The 16,603-nt window shown below is 66.6% G+C and carries 11 protein-coding genes; 10 read left to right on the top strand and 1 reads right to left on the bottom strand.

Annotated elements, in window-relative coordinates; all coding sequences use genetic code 11:
- The 10 genes from lpdA (at nt 1) to AC5JJ2_RS10560 (ending at nt 15,863) form a co-directional block, all read left to right on the top strand.
- Entirely contained in the window at nt 1–1,425 is a 1,425-nt protein-coding gene (lpdA, locus tag AC5JJ2_RS10515; protein ID WP_495857939.1) for a dihydrolipoyl dehydrogenase, read from the top strand.
- A 96-nt stretch (nt 1,426–1,521) separates the two neighbouring features.
- Entirely contained in the window at nt 1,522–2,676 is a 1,155-nt protein-coding gene (locus tag AC5JJ2_RS10520; protein WP_495857940.1) for a zinc ribbon domain-containing protein, read from the top strand.
- A 228-nt stretch (nt 2,677–2,904) separates the two neighbouring features.
- A complete protein-coding gene (locus AC5JJ2_RS10525; protein WP_495857941.1) occupies nt 2,905–4,326 on the top strand; it encodes a Gfo/Idh/MocA family protein in 1,422 nt (473 codons plus the stop codon).
- A 98-nt stretch (nt 4,327–4,424) separates the two neighbouring features.
- Nucleotides 4,425–6,260: a tRNA uridine-5-carboxymethylaminomethyl(34) synthesis enzyme MnmG gene (gene mnmG, locus AC5JJ2_RS10530; protein WP_495857942.1), complete on the top strand. Its 1,836-nt coding sequence runs from the start codon at nt 4,425–4,427 to the stop codon at nt 6,258–6,260.
- 613 nt (nt 6,261–6,873) lie between these two features.
- On the top strand, nt 6,874–7,455 hold the full coding sequence (locus AC5JJ2_RS10535; RefSeq protein WP_495857943.1) for a response regulator: 582 nt from the start codon (nt 6,874–6,876) through the stop codon (nt 7,453–7,455).
- A gap of 81 nt (nt 7,456–7,536) precedes the next feature.
- Complete coding sequence (locus AC5JJ2_RS10540; protein WP_495857944.1) at nt 7,537–9,165, top strand: ATP-binding protein; 1,629 nt, start codon at nt 7,537–7,539, stop codon at nt 9,163–9,165.
- A 44-nt stretch (nt 9,166–9,209) separates the two neighbouring features.
- On the top strand, nt 9,210–9,941 hold the full coding sequence (locus tag AC5JJ2_RS10545; protein WP_495857945.1) for a ComF family protein: 732 nt from the start codon (nt 9,210–9,212) through the stop codon (nt 9,939–9,941).
- 200 nt (nt 9,942–10,141) lie between these two features.
- Nucleotides 10,142–11,125: a DUF1573 domain-containing protein gene (locus AC5JJ2_RS10550; RefSeq protein ID WP_495857946.1), complete on the top strand. Its 984-nt coding sequence runs from the start codon at nt 10,142–10,144 to the stop codon at nt 11,123–11,125.
- Between the two features lie 179 nt (nt 11,126–11,304).
- Nucleotides 11,305–14,790, top strand: a complete 3,486-nt coding sequence (locus AC5JJ2_RS10555; protein ID WP_495857947.1) for a pyruvate carboxylase — start codon at nt 11,305–11,307, stop codon at nt 14,788–14,790.
- A gap of 2 nt (nt 14,791–14,792) precedes the next feature.
- Nucleotides 14,793–15,863, top strand: a complete 1,071-nt coding sequence (locus AC5JJ2_RS10560) for an NHL domain-containing protein (protein WP_495857948.1) — start codon at nt 14,793–14,795, stop codon at nt 15,861–15,863.
- A gap of 3 nt (nt 15,864–15,866) precedes the next feature.
- Here the strand turns inward: AC5JJ2_RS10560 and AC5JJ2_RS10565 are convergent, their stop codons facing one another.
- Nucleotides 15,867–16,475, bottom strand: a complete 609-nt coding sequence (locus AC5JJ2_RS10565) for a hypothetical protein (RefSeq protein ID WP_495857949.1) — start codon at nt 16,473–16,475, stop codon at nt 15,867–15,869.
- Nucleotides 16,476–16,603: the final 128 nt, after the last annotated feature.

The following is a 16,603-nucleotide window of genomic DNA, read 5'->3' on the forward strand; positions in this document are numbered from 1 at the left end:
ATGTCGGACGTTCTCGAAACGCAACTCCTCGTCATCGGCGGCGGCCCCGGCGGCTACCCGGCCGCCCTGCACGCGGCCGACCACGGGCTGAAGGTCGTCCTCGTGGACGAGGGGGCGAAGCTCGGCGGCGTCTGCCTCAACCGCGGGTGCATCCCGTCGAAGGCGCTACTCCACGTCGCGAAGGTGATCCGCGAGGCGCACGAGGCGGCCGACATCGGCGTGTCGTTCGGCGAGCCGAAGCTCGACCTCGACAAGCTGCGGAACTTCGTTCAGACGAAGGTGGTCGGGAAGCTGACCGGCGGCATCGGGATGCTGTGCAAGGGCCGTAGCGTCGAGCACGTCGTCGGCCGCGCCGAGTTCGTGGACGCGAACACGGTGACGGTGACGGGCGAGAAGCCGCGGACGATCAAGTTCCAGCACTGCATCATCGCCACCGGCAGCCTGCCGGCGATGCCGAAGGCGTTCGCGATCAACGACGACCGCGTCATGGACAGCACCGGGGCGCTGCTGCTGCCGGACGTGCCGAAGAAGTTGCTCGTCATCGGCGGCGGGTACATCGGCCTGGAGATCGGCAGCGTATACGCGGCGATGGGCACGAAGGTCACGGTCGTCGAGTTCCTCGACGCCATCCTCGCGATGGCCGACAAGGACCTGGTGAAGCCGCTGGAAACGAAGTTGCGAAGCGAGTTCGAGAACATCTACACGAGCACGAAGGTTCTCGGCCTGGAGGCGACGCGCGAGGGGATCGTCGCGAAGCTGGAAGGGCAGGGGGTTCCGCCGCAGCTCACCTTCGACCGCGTGCTCGTATCCGTCGGCCGGCGGCCGAACTCCGCGAACATGGGCCTTGAAAAGGCCGGCGTGAAGGTGACGGACCGCGGGTTCATCCCGATCGACAAGCAGCGGCGGACGAACGTGCCGCACGTCTTCGCCATCGGCGACGTGGGCGAGGAGCCGGGGCTGGCGCACAAGGCGACGGCCGAGGCCCGCGTCGCGGTCGAGGCGATCCTCGGCGAGCCGGCCGAGTGGAACCCGCGGGCGATCCCGGCCGTCATCTTCACCGACCCGGAAATCGCCTGGGCCGGCCTGACCGAGAAGGACGCGCAGGAAAAGAACGTGCCGCACGAGGTGCTGAAGTTCCCGTGGGCGGCGAGCGGCCGGGCGGTGGCGTTGCAGATCACGAACGGCCTCACGAAGATGCTCGTCGATCCGGAGAGCAAGCGGGTCCTCGGCGTCGGCATCGTTGGCAGCGGCGCGGGCGAGATGATCGCGGAGGGCGTGCTGGCCGTCGAGATGGGGGCCGTCGCCCGCGACGTGTTGGAGAGCATCCACCCGCACCCGACGCTGTCCGAGACGGTGATGGAGAGCGCGGAGCTGGCCTACGGAGCGGCCACGCACGTGGCCCGGCCGCGGAAGGTGCTTTCATAGTAGGCACACTCCGTGTGCCGTCTGCTACCTGCCGCTGCGACTTCCACGAACTCTCCGACGCTCCGAGGAAACGGCACACGGAGTGTGCCTACTACTATGTTCTCCTGCCCCCACTGCAACTCCGTCGTCAGCGTCGAGGCCGGCCGCGTGCCGTGCCCCCGTTGCGGCGAACTGTTCGACACCGCGGCCGCCGAACAACTCCCGCACGACGCGGCCGAGTCGCCCGTCGCGCCGCTCCCGCCGAAGCCGGGGTTCCTCTACTCGCGAACGGCGATCCTGCTCTCGTTCGGCCTCGCGTTCTTGATCTTCGCCGTCGGCATGGCCGTCGTCCGGCCGTGGGAGCCGCGGGTCACGCAGAAGCAGGAAATCAGGCCGCCGGTCGTCGTGTCGCCGCTGGGGCTGTCCGGCCTGGCGTACCTGCCGCCGACCACGAACGTCGCGGCCGCGGTCCAGCCGATGCCGTTGCTCGCGTACGCCGCGATAACGAAGACCGATCCGCGGAAGTTCCTGATCGACGCCGGCGTGCCGGAGCAAGTCTTCGCGACGCTCGACCGGGCCGGCGTGCCGCTCGACCAGATCGACCACCTCGTCGTCGGGGCGACGTTCCGCACCGGGGCCGGACAGGTGCTCCCCGACGTAACCGCGTGCTTGAAATTGACCCGGCCGATCGCGGACGAGGAGAAGTTCCTGACCGCGCTGAAGGCCGAGAAGAACAGCCAGCAATCCAAGGTGGGCCATACCGTCTACAACGTCACGTCCGGGCTGCTGATGACGAAGCTCGACGGGCAGACGTACCTGTTCGGCATGGACGCGGACGACCTGGCGTTCCACGACAAGCCGCACGCGGCCGGCGGCGGCCACTTGCCGAAGGAACTCCGCGAGGCGATGACGAGCAAGGTCAGCCCGGCGTCGTTCGTTTGGCTCGCGACCGACACGCAGGACTGGGCCGCGAAGGACGTGGTGAAGATCGCCGCCCTCAGCCAGACGCTGAAGGACCGAATCGAGAAGTTGAAGGCGGTTCGCGGCGCGGCCGCGGGGTTGTCCCTCGAACCGGACCCGGAGCTGCGGCTCGGCGTGCGGTGGGCCGACGCCGCGGGCGCGACGGCCTTTCAGCAGAAACTGAAGGCGGCCTTCCCGACCGAGAAAGCGGCCGTCGCCGGCGACGACGGGTGGGGCACCGTCGTGACGCCGTTCGACCCGAAGGCCGAGGGGTTGAAGGGCGTCTTCGCCGAGTGGTTCGGGAAAAAGTAGTCGGCGACGCGGTTTCTCAACAACACTGTCTTAATGTTCACGTCAAGTGTCTTCCCGCCACGGGGTGGCCCCGTGGCGGTGGCGGCGGTGGCGGTCTCGACCCGTCGTAGGGGATTTCGCGCGTCGGGTTCGCCGACACCGCCAAAGATTCTTCCATTTTCTTCGGAATCCCCGGCCGTAGGATAGCCCCCGCCAACTCGACTCGTTCCCTTTCCCGCGAGGTCCGCGATGTTGTTCCAACGTGGTACGCAATCCCGCCGGGGGTTCCTGACAACCTCCGTCGCAACCCTCACCGCCGCGGGACTGCCGCTGTGGTACGCCCGCGAGGTATTCGCCGCCGACACGGCGACGAGCGCGAAGGCCGACAAGGCCGTGTCCGCGAACGGCAAGCTCCGCATGGGGTTCGTCGGCATCGGCAGCCCGCAGAGCCGGGCCTACGCCCTGTACGGGGCGGCGAAGAAGTTCAAGCAGGTCGATTGCTCCTACGTGTGCGACGTGGACAGCCGGCACCTCGGCCGGGCCGCGACGACGTTCTCCCGCGACGGGTACGAGCCGAAGGCGCACTTCGACTTCCGCAAGGTCACGTCGAGCAAGGACGTGGACGCCGTCGTCGTGGCGACGCCGGACCACTGGCACGCGATCGTCGCCATCGACGCACTGAAGAACGGCAAGGACGTGTACTGCGAGAAGCCGCTGACGCTGACGGTCGCGGAGTCGCTGGCCTTGCAGAGGGCGGTGAAGGACAGCGGCCGCGTCCTCCAGACCGGTAGCCAGCAGCGGACGGAGATGCGGGGCATGTTCCGACTCGCCGCCGAGGTCGTGCGGGCCGGCCGGCTCGGCAAGGTGAAGGCCATCGAGTGCCGGATCGGGAAGAACCCGCAGAGCGGCCCGATCGAGGAGGTGCCCGCGCCGAAGGAACTGGATTGGGACACGTGGCTCGGGCCGGCCCCGAAGGTCCCGTACCGGCTGAGCAAGGACGGGAAGAAGACGAACTGCCACTACGAGTTCCGGTGGTGGTACGACTACAGCGGCGGGAAGATGACCGACTGGGGCGCGCACCACATCGACATCGCGCAATGGAGCCTGGGCATGGACGGCAGCGGGCCGACGGCGGTGGAGTGCATCTCGGCGGCGCAACCCTACACGAAGGGGGACGGGTACAACTGCCACGAGACGTTCAACGTGAAGTACACGTACCCGAACGGCGTCGAGGTGTTCGCGATGTCCAGCGGCGGCAGCGAGGCCGAGCTTTTCAAGGCCGACGGCAAGCCGCGGAAGGTGGGGCGGGACGACAACGGCCTCCTCATCACTGGGGAGGACGGGACGCTGTTCGTCAGCCGCGGGGACATCGCCGCCAGCGACGCGAAGATTCTCTCCGAGCCGCTGAAGGACGACCCGAAGCTCTACCCGTCGCGGCCGACGGACCACATGGGCAACTTCCTCGACTGCGTCGCCAGCCGGGAGAAGCCGATTTGCGACGTGACCGTCGGCGGCGGGTCGGTGATCGTCTGCCTGATCGGGACGATCGCCCTGCGTATGGGCGTCGGCAAGAAGCTGGCGTGGGACCCCAAGGCCCACACGTTCGACAACGATGAGGCGAACAAACTGCTCTCGCGGCCCGGCCGCGGGCAGTGGAAGCTGCCGGCGTAGTCCGCGTCTGAAATCGGAACGCCCGCGAACGTCGGTTCGCGGGCGTTTGTCGTTGGTGGTGTACAATTTCACCATTCAGCCGCTTTGAAAGGGTTCCCGTGAGCGCGTTGGAGTTTCGGTTCGACGTGATCGTGGTCGGGGCGGGGCACGCGGGCACGGAGGCGGCGATGGCGGCCGCCCGGCTCGGGATGAAGACGTGCCTGCTGACGATGAACGCCGACGCGGTCGGGCAGATGAGCTGCAACCCGGCCATCGGCGGCGTCGCGAAGGGCCAGATCGTCCGCGAGATCGACGCCCTCGGCGGCGTCATGGGCCGCTGCACCGACGAGTCCGGCATCATGTTCAAGATGCTGAATGCGTCGAAGGGGCCGGCCATGCACTCGCCGCGGGCGCAGTGCGACAAGAAGCTCTACCAGTTCACGATGAAGAAGTGGGTCGAGGAGCAGGAGAACCTCACGCTCCGGCAGGAACTCATTGAGGGATTGTTGCTCGAACCGCACGCCGACAGCGGCAGCCCGGCGAAGCTGCGGGTCGCCGGCGTTCTCGCGCGCGGGGACACGCGGTATCTCGCGAACGCCGTCATCCTCACGACCGGTACGTTCCTCAAGGCGCTCATGCACACCGGCGAGGCGAAGACGACCGGCGGCCGGGCCGGGGACAACTCCGCCGAGGCGATGAGCGACAGCCTCGCCGCCGCCGGGTTCGAGCTGGCCCGGTTCAAGACCGGCACGCCCTGCCGCCTCAACGGTCGGACGATCGACTTCAAGGGCCTCGCCGAGTCGGTCGGAGACCTGACGCCGCGGCCGTTCAGCTTCCGCACGGACCGCATCACCGTCCCACAGATGATCTGCCACATCACGGAGACGAACGAAAAGGTCCACGAACTCATCCGCGCCAACCTCCACCGCGCCCCGATGTATTGTGGGCAGATCAAGTCGTCCGGCCCGCGGTACTGTCCGAGCATCGAGGACAAGGTCGTGCGGTTCGCCGAGAAGGGGTCGCACCAAATCTTCCTCGAACCGGAAGGACTGAACACCCGCGAGTATTACTGCAACGGGATCAGCACGAGCCTGCCGAAGGACGTGCAGCAGGGGATGCTGAAGCTGATACCGGGCCTGGAGAACGCGGAGGTCATGCGGTGGGGGTACGCCGTCGAGTACGATTACGCCCCGCCGACGCAGCTTCACCCGACGCTGGAGACGAAGCCGGTCGCCGGGCTTTACTTCGCCGGGCAGATTAACGGGACCACCGGCTACGAGGAAGCGGCCGCGCAGGGTCTAATGGCCGGGCTGAACGCGGCCCTCAAGTTGAAGGGCGAGCCGCCGCTGATCCTCGACCGCGGCCAGGCGTACATCGGCGTGCTGATCGACGACCTGGTGACGAAGGGCGTGGACGAGCCGTACCGCATGTTCACGTCGCGGGCCGAGTACCGGCTCGTCCTCCGGCACGACAACGCCGACCGGCGGCTGACGCCGCTCGGCCGCAAGGTCGGCAGCGTGGGCGACGACGCATGGCGGCGGCTGGAGGCGAAGGAGCAGGGGATCGCGGAACTTCAGAACTTGCTCAGCAGAACGAAGTCCGACGGCGATACCCTCGCGACCTGGCTCCGGCGAACCGAGGTGAGCTGGGAAGAACTCTGCCAGCGCGGCCCCGTGCTCAACGAATGGAACGCGCGGCCGGATGTGGTCGAGCAAGTCGTGCTGGAGGCGAAGTACGCCGGCTACATCGATCGGCAGGCCACGGAGGTCGAGCGGTTCCGGCGGATGGAGAACAAGGGCATCCCGTCCGCGTTCGACTACGCCGGCGTGCCGCAGCTGCGGGTCGAGGCCCGCGAGAAGCTGAGCCGGATTCGGCCCGCCAACATCGGGCAAGCAAGCCGCGTCAGCGGCATCACCCCGGCGGACTTGGCAGTGCTGTTGTTTTATTTGGAATGAGCCGGTATACGGCCCCCCGACGGTTGGGGAAGTCGCCGTCCGTTGCGGCGACTGCCACCGACTGTCGGCCAACCTGACGCGGCCGGGATGATTTCTGAAAAGTGGGAAGATTTGACTTTTCACCGGTTGGTAAAGATGGCAAGATGTGCCGACTTTAGCGACTGGGTGGACTGTCCCCTCTCCTATAATTCAGGTTCACCCGCGTCGTCCGAGAGGATGGCCAAGGAGGGCAAGGCGGCTAAGGTGTACGGATTGCTGAAGCTGCGGAGTGTCGGTAGTCGTTCCGGGTCGTGCGTGTAACGCCCATGTCCGGAAACCAGTTAAGGCGAGTTGACCACGTCGAGTCGCGTTGACGGGCAAGGATTGCCGGTTATATTCCCTGCGGCGGTTTGGTAATCGGGCTTCCAACAACGCTCCGACTACCCAGCCCCGGCGCAGTCCGCGAACTTCCCGATTCCCCCCTCCTGCGCCGACCGCCCGGGCTTGCCCGGGCGTCGCCGGGGAACTGTCGGTTCCCACGGATGGTTTCTGGTTCGCTCGCCGACTCGTGGTGGGTTGAGTCGATCGAATCAATGTCACGCGAGCCGGCCGGGGCCGGCAGGGTGGACGACGCATGAAGACGGTGTTCACGACCGGCGAAGCGGCGAAGATCTGCAAGGTCAGCCAGCAGACCATCATCCGCTGTTTCGATAACGGTCAGCTCAAGGGGTTCCGCGTTCCCGGCTCGAAGTTCCGCCGGATCCCGCGGGAGTCGCTGTACAAGTTCATGAAGGACAACCAAATCCCGACCGACGCCTTGGAAAGCGGCAAGCGGAAGGTGCTGGTGGTGGACGACGAGCCGGAAATCGTGGACATCATCACCCAGGGGCTGGTCGAGGACGGCCGGTTCGAGGTGAAGGTTGCCGCCAACGGGTTCGACGCCGGGATGATGGTAAAGGAGTACCGGCCGGACCTGATCGTGCTCGACGTGAACCTCCCGGACATCAACGGGAAGGAAGTCTGCCACCGCGTCCGGGCCGACCAGAACCTGGAAGAGGTCCGGATCATCTGCATCAGCGGCGAGGTGATGGAAGACCGCATCCAGGAGCTGAAGCTCGCCGGGGCGGACGACTTCGTGCAGAAGCCGTTCGACATCGACGTGCTGATCGAGCGGATGTGCGTCCAGCTCGACATGGAAGCCCCCGCGGCGGCGTGAGTGAGTGCCGGTCGGTTCCCGAACCCGTTCGATCTTGGGCCGTGATGACCCACTCGAACGGGTTCGAGCTTAGGTGACTTCATGCACGGAGCGCGACAGCAAGACCAGGGATTGGTCGGCGACACGGCGGCCCGGCTGCCGTGGCTGTGCCCGTCGGCCGACGCCCTGATCCGCCTCACGACCGAACCCGTCCCCGTCGCCGACCTGTCGAACGACGTTGCCCTCGTCCTGCTCTCCCTCCGGTACGTTCGCTCCACGACCAACGCCGACACGTTCGGCTTCTCCTCGCTCCGCGATTCCGTCGTCGTTGAAGCCGCGGCGAAGTTGCTGGGCACGCACACGCCGCACTGGCTGCCGTCGCGGAATCCGGTTGCCGAACAACTCCGCGCGTTCTCGACGCAACTCGCCGCCGCGATGGGCCGACTCGCGGCAGAAGGCGGAACCGTGTCGCCGGAGGCGGCGCGGGCCGTCGGGTTAGTCGCGCCGCTCGGCTGGTGGGCCGTCGCCACCGTCAGTCCGAAGGCGGTCGTCGATTGTCTGAGCGAGACTGATTCCGGCGAAGACGTGCAGGCGATGCAACGCAAAGCCTGGGGCCTGTCCCACGAGGACGTGGCCCGGCGGCTCTGTTCGCGATGGCGGCTGCCGACATGGGTTAGTGCGACCGTCGGCACGCTATCGTTGGACGTGGCCGACGCCGTCCGCCTTGGCGCGGACGTGGAACTGACACAGCTTTTGCGGGAAGCCCTTCGCCAGGTCGAGTTCAACGGATACGTCCTCGGCCGGCATACTCAATCGTTGAAGAACCGAGTCTGGAAGCCCCGCGCGAGTGCGAACGGCGTCGCGCACGCGGAGGAAGACCCTCGCACATTGCGCCTCTTGCCTCAGCTTCTGCGAACCTCGGCCAACGCCCGGCGTGCCGGGAACGACCACCGGCTGCGAACGGCGGAGGCGGAAGTTGATCGGCTGCATGAATTGTTAGCCGACGTGCGAGAGAGCTTCGAGGTCGCGGTTCGAGATGCGAAGTTGTCCGGCCTCGCGGAGTTGGCGGCCGGCGCGAGCCACGAGATCAACAACCCGCTGGCTGTGATTTCCGGGAACGCCCAGCGCCTTCGCAAGGCCGAACCCGACGAAGACCGGCGGAAGGCGCTCGACGCGATCGTTCGCCAGTCGTCGCGGATCAGCGACATCGTCCGCGAACTGATGCACTTCGCCCGGCCCGGCACGCCGAACCGCGGCCGCGTCGATGTCGGCGAACTGGCCGCGATTGCCGTTGCGAGTTTCCAACCGCAGGCGTCGATGAAGGGCGTGAAACTCAGCCTGGAAGCGTGCGCCGAGCCGACGAATTGCCACGGCGACTTGACGCAGATCCGTCGGTCGCTCGACGCATTGATTCAGAACGCAATCGAAGCCACGCCGAACGGCGGGGAGATTCGCGTTGTCGTCCACGCCGACTCCGAACGCACGCGGCTGATTGTCGAAGACAGCGGCCTCGGGCCGAGTGACGACGCCGTGCCGCACCTGTTCGACCCCTTCTACTCCGGCCGGCCCGCCGGCCGCGGCCGCGGGCTGGGCCTCGCGACCGCGTGGCGGCTCGCGACCATCAACGGCGGCGAGGTGCAGTACCACCGCCCGCCGGACGGCCCGACGCGGTTCGAGCTGATCTTGCCGGTCGCCGAAACCACCCGTTCCGCCCTTCGCATCACCGCATAGACTGTCGACAGTCGCCTTCGCCGCCCGCGCGTAAGGATTCCGCGGTGTTCACCCATTTACAACGCCTGGTCCTCGGCCTCGACCGGCTGATCTACCCGCCCGACTGCCTCGTCTGCGACAAACGCTTCGACCGGCAAACCGTGATTTCTCTCTGCAAACCGTGCCTTGAGGCCGTTACCGCCGAGCCGTTCGCGACCTGCCCGCAGTGCTCTGGCACGATTGGCCCACATGTTGCTCTGGAGGACGGCTGTTCGCGTTGCCGGGAGGAGACGTTCCACTTTTCCTCGGCAATGCGGCTCGGTCCCTACGACGGCATACTGCGGGACGCGATCCTACGGATGAAGCAACTGCCGGGTGAGTCGCTCGCGGAAACGATGGGGCTGGTGTGGGCGGAACGCGATCGCGAAAAGTTCGCCGCGATACGGCCGGAGGTCGTGATCGCGATTCCGCTTTATTGGCTACGGCGGATCGAGCGCGGGTACAACCAGTCGCTCGCCGTAGCCGACGCCGTCGCGAACGTGTTGAAAGTTCCTTGTGAGAGCGGATGGCTCGTACGAAAAAAGCCGACGCCGAAGCAGTACACGCAGTCGGCCGCGGCACGGCGGGAGAACGTGAAAGGCGCGTTCCGGACGACGTGGCGCTGTCGGGTTCAGAATCGGCGGGTTCTACTGATCGACGACGTTCTGACGACGGGAGCGACCACAAGCGAAGCGGCGAAGGTGTTGAGGGAAGCCGGGGCGGCGCAAGTAGACGTGGCCGTCCTCGCCCACCGGTGAGCGAACCGCGAGGAGCGTGAACGGCGTGCGGGTTACGGAAGGCGTGACGAGTATCGTCAATCTGACATCGGCCCGGTACGCGGTTGATCCCTCCCGTACCGAAATTGCGGATGTGTCGGGTGGTCACCATCAGATACTTTGAGAGCTAAGGCGGGTCCGGTCAGGGGATACCCGGACGCCGCCGAAAGGGGTTTCCGAACATGAGTCGTTTTCTTCTGGGGGCGGTGGCACTGGTCTTTTCGGTCGGGCTGGCGAACGCCGCCGCGAAGGATTACTTCACCGAGTTCGCCAAGGACTTCGGCCCGTCGCCGCGCGGGCCGGTGCTGACCCACTACTTCGGGATCAGCAACACGAGCAAGGACACGATCACGCTCGGCACGGCCCGCGTGTCGTGCGGCTGCGTGTCCGCCCAGGTGTTGAAGAACCAGCTCGCCCCCGGCGAATCAACGGCCGTGGTCGCGTACATGGACACCCGCCGCATCCCGCAGGCGTACGTGACGAAGACGGTGCTGGTGTACGTCCCGTTCCTCAGCCCAATTCAGGAAGAAATCACGCTGAAGGTCACGTCCATCGCCCGCGACGACCTCGTCTTCTCGCCGGAAGTCTTGGCGTTGGGCAACGTCAAGAAGGGGAAGACGGCGACGGCCACGGCGAAGGTCACGCTGTTCAACCAGGGCAAGTGGGAAGTCAGCGAGGTAACGAGCACGGGCAAGTTTGTGAGCGGTTCCGCGAAGCTCGTGAACCGGGCCGCGAACGAAGTCACGTATGAAGTGACGGCCACGCTCGACGAGAACTGCCCGGTCGGGAACTGGGTGTCCGACCTCTACCTGAAGACGAACGCCGGCGGCCTCGAAAAGCTCCGCATCCCGGTGACGGTGAACGTGACAACGGCCATCGCCGTGACGCCGGAAGCCGTGAAACTCGGCGAGATCAAGGAAGGCAGCAAGACCGAGTCGAAGCTCCTGCTACAAGGTAGTCAGAGCTTCAAGATTCTCGACGTGAAGGGCGGCGACGACATCATCACAGCTAAGCCGGAATCGACCGAGTCGCGGGCGCTGCACACGCTGCTGTTCGCTGTGAAGCCGACGAAGGCGGGCGAGTTGAACCGCAGCTTCGAGGTGCTGACCGACCACAAGGAGATGCCGAAGGTCACGATCCCGGTGACGGGCAAGGTCGTGAAGTAGGATACTCGACACGCGAACACACCCGGCCAATCGGCCGGGTGTTTTTGTTGACTGCCGCTCACCGCGCGCCGAGAATAACGACCGCGACCGGCCTCGCGCTTCCCTCCCCGCCGCGGTCCCTCTTCTGATTGCAGCCGGAATCCGTATCCTTCCCCGCGACGCACCGTGAAGGGAATTCTATGTCCACGTCCGTGACGACGTTCAAAAAACTTCTCGTCGCCAACCGCAGTGAAATCGCCATCCGCGTCTTCCGCTCGGCCCACGAACTCGGCATCCGAACCGTTGCGATCTACTCGCACGAGGACCGGTTCGCGCTCCACCGGTTCAAGGCGGACGAGGCGTACCGCGTCGGCAAGCCCGGCGAGCCGATCCGTGCCTACCTCGACATCCCCGGCATCGTCGCGCTCGCGAAGGAAGTCGGCGTCGATGCCATCCACCCCGGCTACGGGTTCCTGAGCGAGAATGCCGCGTTCGCGCGGGCGTGTGCCGCCGCCGGGATCATATTCGTCGGCCCGAAGCCGGAAATCCTCGACTCCCTCGGCGACAAGGTCGCGGCCCGCCACATCGCGCAACAGGCGAAGGTCCCCGTCCTCTCCGGCAGCGACAAGCCGGTCTCGGAGATTGCCGACGCGAAGGCCCTCGCGGAGAAGCTCGGCTACCCGGTCATGGTGAAGGCCGCGATGGGCGGCGGCGGCCGTGGGATGCGGCCCGTCATGACGGCCGACAAACTCGAAGAGGCCATCGACTCCGCCCGGCGGGAGGCCGGTGCGGCGTTCGGCATCTCGGACGTGTTCCTGGAAAAGCTCGTCCAGCGGGCCAAGCACATCGAGGTCCAGCTCATCGGTGACCGGCACGGCGGGCTGGTCCACCTGTTCGAGCGGGACTGCTCGATCCAGCGGCGGCATCAGAAGGTCGTCGAACTCGCCCCGGCCCCGAACCTCCCGGCCGACGTGCGGCAGCAAATCCTCGACGCCGCCGTCGCCATCGGCAAGGCCGTCGGCCTCGACAACGCCGGCACGGTCGAGTTCCTCTACGACAGCGACACGAAGCAGTTCTACTTCATCGAGGTGAACCCGCGGATCCAGGTCGAGCACACGGTCACGGAGGCCGTCACCGGGTACGACATCGTTCGCACGCAAATCCTCGTCGCGCAGGGGACGCCACTGTCGAACCCGGAGATCGGCCTCGGCGACCAGGCGGCGGTGAAGGTCCAGGGCTACGCGATCCAGGCCCGCGTCACGACCGAGGACCCGGCAAACAACTTTACACCGGACTACGGCCGCCTGAGCGCCTACCGGTCCGCGAGCGGCCCCGGCATCCGGCTCGACGCCGGCACCGCGTTCGGCGGGGCGGTCATCACCCCGTACTACGACTCGCTGCTCGTGAAGGTTACCGCGTCCGGCCTGCGGTTCAGCGACGCCGCCCGGCGGATGGAGCGGAGCCTGCAAGAGTTCCGCGTCCGCGGCGTGAAGACGAACATCCCGTTCGTGCTGAACCTCGTCACGCACCCGAAGTTCCTCGACGGCAGCGTGACGACGAAGTTCCTCGACGAGACGCCGGAGCTGTTCAAGTTCGTCGCCCGCCAGGACCGCGCGACGAAGTTGCTGTCGTACATCGCCGACGTGATCGTGAACGGCCACCCGGAGGTGAAGGAGAAGCCGCAAATCCCCGCGGGGAAGGGGGAAGTCCCGTACCATGCCTCGCCGGTCCAGCAACTCGTTTCCGGGAAGCCGGCGGGCCTTCCGGAAGGAACGCGGGACCTTTTCAAGAAGCTCGGCCACGCGAAGTTCGTCGAGTGGGTCAAGAACCAGAAGCGGCTGCTCGTCACCGACACGACGATGCGGGACGCGCACCAGTCGCTGCTCGCGACGCGGATGCGGACCTACGACATGCTGCACGTCGCCCCGGAGTACGCCCGGCGGCACGCCGACTTTTTCTCGCTCGAAATGTGGGGCGGGGCCACGTTCGACACCAGCATGCGGTTCCTCAAGGAGTCGCCCTGGGACCGGCTCGCGGACCTGCGGGCGCGGGTTCCGAACATCCTTTTCCAGATGCTCCTACGGGCCGCCAGCGCCGTCGGGTACACGAACTACCCGGACAACGTGGTGAAGGCGTTCGTGAAGGAGTCGGCCGCCGCGGGCATGGACGTGTTCCGCATCTTCGACGCCTGCAACTGGCTGCCGAACCTGAAGCTCGCCATCGACGCCGTGCGGGAGACGGACGCCCTGGCCGAGGCGTGCGTCTGCTACACCGGCGACATCCTCGACCCGAAGCGTGACAAATACACGCTGAAATACTTCGTCGATCTTGCGAAGGAGTTGGCGAAGCTCGGCACGCACCTTCTCGCGATCAAGGACATGGCCGGGCTGCTCAAGCCATACGCCGCGAAGAAGCTGGTGAAGGCGCTTCGGGAGGAGGTCGGCGTGCCGATCCACTTCCACACGCACGACAGCGCCGGCGGCCAGATCGCGTCCTACGTGATGGCCGCCGAGGAGGGGGTGAGCATCGTCGATTGCGCGTTCGCCCCGCTGTCCGGCGTGACGGCACAGCCGAGCCTGAACGCGCTAGCCGAGGCAATGCGGTTCCACGACCGCGACCCCCAACTGTCGTTCGACGAGTTGCAAAAGACGGCGATCTACTGGGAAGAGGTCCGCGGCTACTATAAGCCGTTCGAGGCGGGCCAGCTCGCGGCGTCGGCGGACGTGTACCTGCACGAGATGCCCGGTGGCCAGGCGACGAACCTGATGCAACAGGCGAAGTCGCTCGGCCTCGGCGACCGATGGCCGGAAGTGTGTCGCACCTATGCGGCCGTGAACCAGATGTTCGGGGACATCGTGAAGGTGACGCCCACCTCGAAGGTCGTGGGTGACATGGCCCTCTTCATGATGGCGAACAACCTGACGGCCGCGGACGTGCTCGACCCGAAGCGGGAAGTCGCGTTCCCGGAATCCGTCGTCGAATTCTTCGAGGGAAAGATCGGCCTGCCGCCCGGCGGCTTCCCGCCCGCGCTGCAATCCCGCGTGCTGCGGGGCCGGAAGCCGCTAACCGAGCGGGCCGGGGCGAGCCTGCCGCCGGCCGACTTCGAGGCCGCACGCAAGGCCATCGAGCCGAAGCTCGGCCGCAAGCCGACCGACCAGGACGTGGTGTCGTACCTGCTCTACCCAAAGGTGTACCAGGACTTCGCGGACCAACAGAACCGCTTCTCAGACCTGAGTGTGCTGCCCACTCCAGTCTTCTTCTACGGGATGCAAAAGGGCGAGGAAGTCAGCGTAGAGATCGAGCCGGGGAAGACGCTCATCATCCGCTTCCTGACCGTCGGCGAGCCGCACGAGGACGGGCGTCGGTCCGTCGGCTTTGAACTCAACGGCCAACCCCGCGAGGTGATGGTCGAGGACCGGTCGCTGGCGAAGACGGCCACGGCCGTGCGGCGGAAGGCCGAGCCGGGCAACCCGCTCCAGGTCGGCGCGCCGATGCCGGGGGCGGTGGTGGCGGTCGCGGTGTCGGCCGGGGAGGAAGTCGCGGCAGGACAGAAGTTGGTGACGATGGAAGCGATGAAGATGGAATCGACCATCTACGCGGACCGGGCCGCGAAGGTCGCCGAGGTGATCGTGAAGCCGGGGTCGCAAGTGCAAGGCGGTGACCTACTCATCCGCTACGAGGGCTGACCATGATCGCGACGCTGTTCATCTCCGCCGTGCTCGCGGCCCCGCCGGGTACGATCGCGTCGTTCGCCGGGACCGGCCAGAAGGGGTACACCGGGGACGGCGGCCCGGCGGCGGCGGCACAGCTCGACAACCCGTTCGACGTGGCTTTCGACGCGGCCGGCAACCTGTACTTCTCGGACACGAACAACCACGTCGTCCGCCGCGTCGATGCAAAGATGGGCACGATCACGACGGTGGCGGGAAGCGGAAGGAAGGGGTATTCCGGCGATGGCGGCCCCGCGACGAAGGCGGAGTTGAACGAACCCTACGGCATCGAACTCGACTCCGACGGCAACCTCTACATCGTGGACCGGCTCAATTTCTCCATCCGCGTCGTGGATGCGAAGGAACAAACCATCCGCACCCTCGCGGGGACCGGCAAGACCGGGAAGTCGGAGGACGGCGGCCCGGCCGACAAGGCCGCGTTCGCGGAGCCGAACGGCCTGTGCCTCGACGGCAAGGGCAAGCTCTACGTCGCGGACGTGAAGGACCAACGGGTCCGCGTGATCGACCTGAAGGCCGGGACCATCGGCACGGCCTGCGGAACCAGTGGCAAGAAGGCGACGGCCGGCGACGGCGGCCCGGTCGCGAAGGCAACCCTCAACGGCCCACGGGCCGTCGCAGTCGGTCCGGACGGGTCGCTGTTTGTCGTCGAGCGGGAGGGCAACTGCGTCCGGCGGATCGACTTCGCGAAAGGGACCATCGAGCGGTTCGCCGGGACCGGCAAGAAAGGATTCACCGGCGACGGCGGCCCGGCGAAGGACGCCACGTTCGACGGGCCGAAGGAAATCGACATCGACAAGAACGGGACCGTGTTCGTCGTGGACACGGAAAACGAAACCATCCGCCGGATCGATGCGAAGACCGGGATCGTCACGACGGCGGCGGGGAAGGGCCGCACGAAGTCGCCGGGGCGGGGGAACGGCGGCCCGGCAACGGCCGCGACCCTGGGCCGGCCGCACGGCGTCGCCGTCCGCGACGGGGCCGTTTACATCGGCGACACGCTCAGTCACATGATCCGCGTCGTGAAGTGACGGTCAGCCTTCGAGGTACTTCCCGCCGCGGCCGGGGACGTTCTCGACGGGGTTGGCCGACGACCCCTTTTCCTTCGTCAACATCGTGGACGCCAGGACGTAACCGGCGGCGAACGCGACGCCCAGTAGCACCGCCACGACCGCCGCCGCGACGGTCAGCTTCGTGCGGGTCAGCACGATCGTGTTCGTCAGCTCCTCGACATCAATCGCCTCTTCGATTTCGTCCCGTTCCCGCCGCTTGGCCCGACGGGGCGGCTCGTAAGGCTGTTTCTCCTCGGCGGCCGGTTCGGCGTTCGGCTTCGCGTTCTCGACGGCGGGGTTCAACAGCGATTCAAAGTCCGGCCGCTCGAACAGCGGCATCGAGTCGAGTTTCTTCTCGACCGGCCGTGGTTGGTTGAGAGGGACGGTCCGGGGCGCGACCGGCAGGCCGGGCGGCGACTTCGGGATGGCCGGGGCCGCCCCGACGGGGCCGTTGGTTTCCACGGCCATGCCCGCGAGGGCCGGCACGCGGACCTCGGCGGAGCAACGGGGGCACTTCACTGTCGTGCCGGCTTTTCGGCGGGCGATGCCCAACATGCGGTCGCACGCCGGGCACCGAAATTGGATCGGCATTCGTTCGCACTCCAACGCGCAAGCCGCGACGCCGTTGTCGTTCTGGGGTAATCGCGTTCCCGCGCCGCTCCGTCCATTGTCGGGCATTCGCCCACCAATTGCAACGCCCGGCTTGACCCGGCGTTGGG

This window comes from Limnoglobus sp., from assembly GCF_059499385.1.

Bases quoted from the DNA above. Each gene is read 5' to 3' on its own strand.
- lpdA (WP_495857939.1), top strand. From the start codon at position 1: ATGTCGGACGTTCTCGAAACGCAACTCCTCGTCATCGGCGGCGGCCCC.
- AC5JJ2_RS10520 (WP_495857940.1), top strand. From the start codon at position 1,522: ATGTTCTCCTGCCCCCACTGCAACTCCGTCGTCAGCGTCGAGGCCGGC.
- AC5JJ2_RS10525 (WP_495857941.1), top strand. From the start codon at position 2,905: ATGTTGTTCCAACGTGGTACGCAATCCCGCCGGGGGTTCCTGACAACC.
- AC5JJ2_RS10535 (WP_495857943.1), top strand. From the start codon at position 6,874: ATGAAGACGGTGTTCACGACCGGCGAAGCGGCGAAGATCTGCAAGGTC.
- AC5JJ2_RS10540 (WP_495857944.1), top strand. From the start codon at position 7,537: ATGCACGGAGCGCGACAGCAAGACCAGGGATTGGTCGGCGACACGGCG.
- AC5JJ2_RS10550 (WP_495857946.1), top strand. From the start codon at position 10,142: ATGAGTCGTTTTCTTCTGGGGGCGGTGGCACTGGTCTTTTCGGTCGGG.
- AC5JJ2_RS10555 (WP_495857947.1), top strand. From the start codon at position 11,305: ATGTCCACGTCCGTGACGACGTTCAAAAAACTTCTCGTCGCCAACCGC.
- AC5JJ2_RS10560 (WP_495857948.1), top strand. From the start codon at position 14,793: ATGATCGCGACGCTGTTCATCTCCGCCGTGCTCGCGGCCCCGCCGGGT.
- AC5JJ2_RS10565 (WP_495857949.1), bottom strand. From the start codon at position 16,475: ATGCCGATCCAATTTCGGTGCCCGGCGTGCGACCGCATGTTGGGCATC.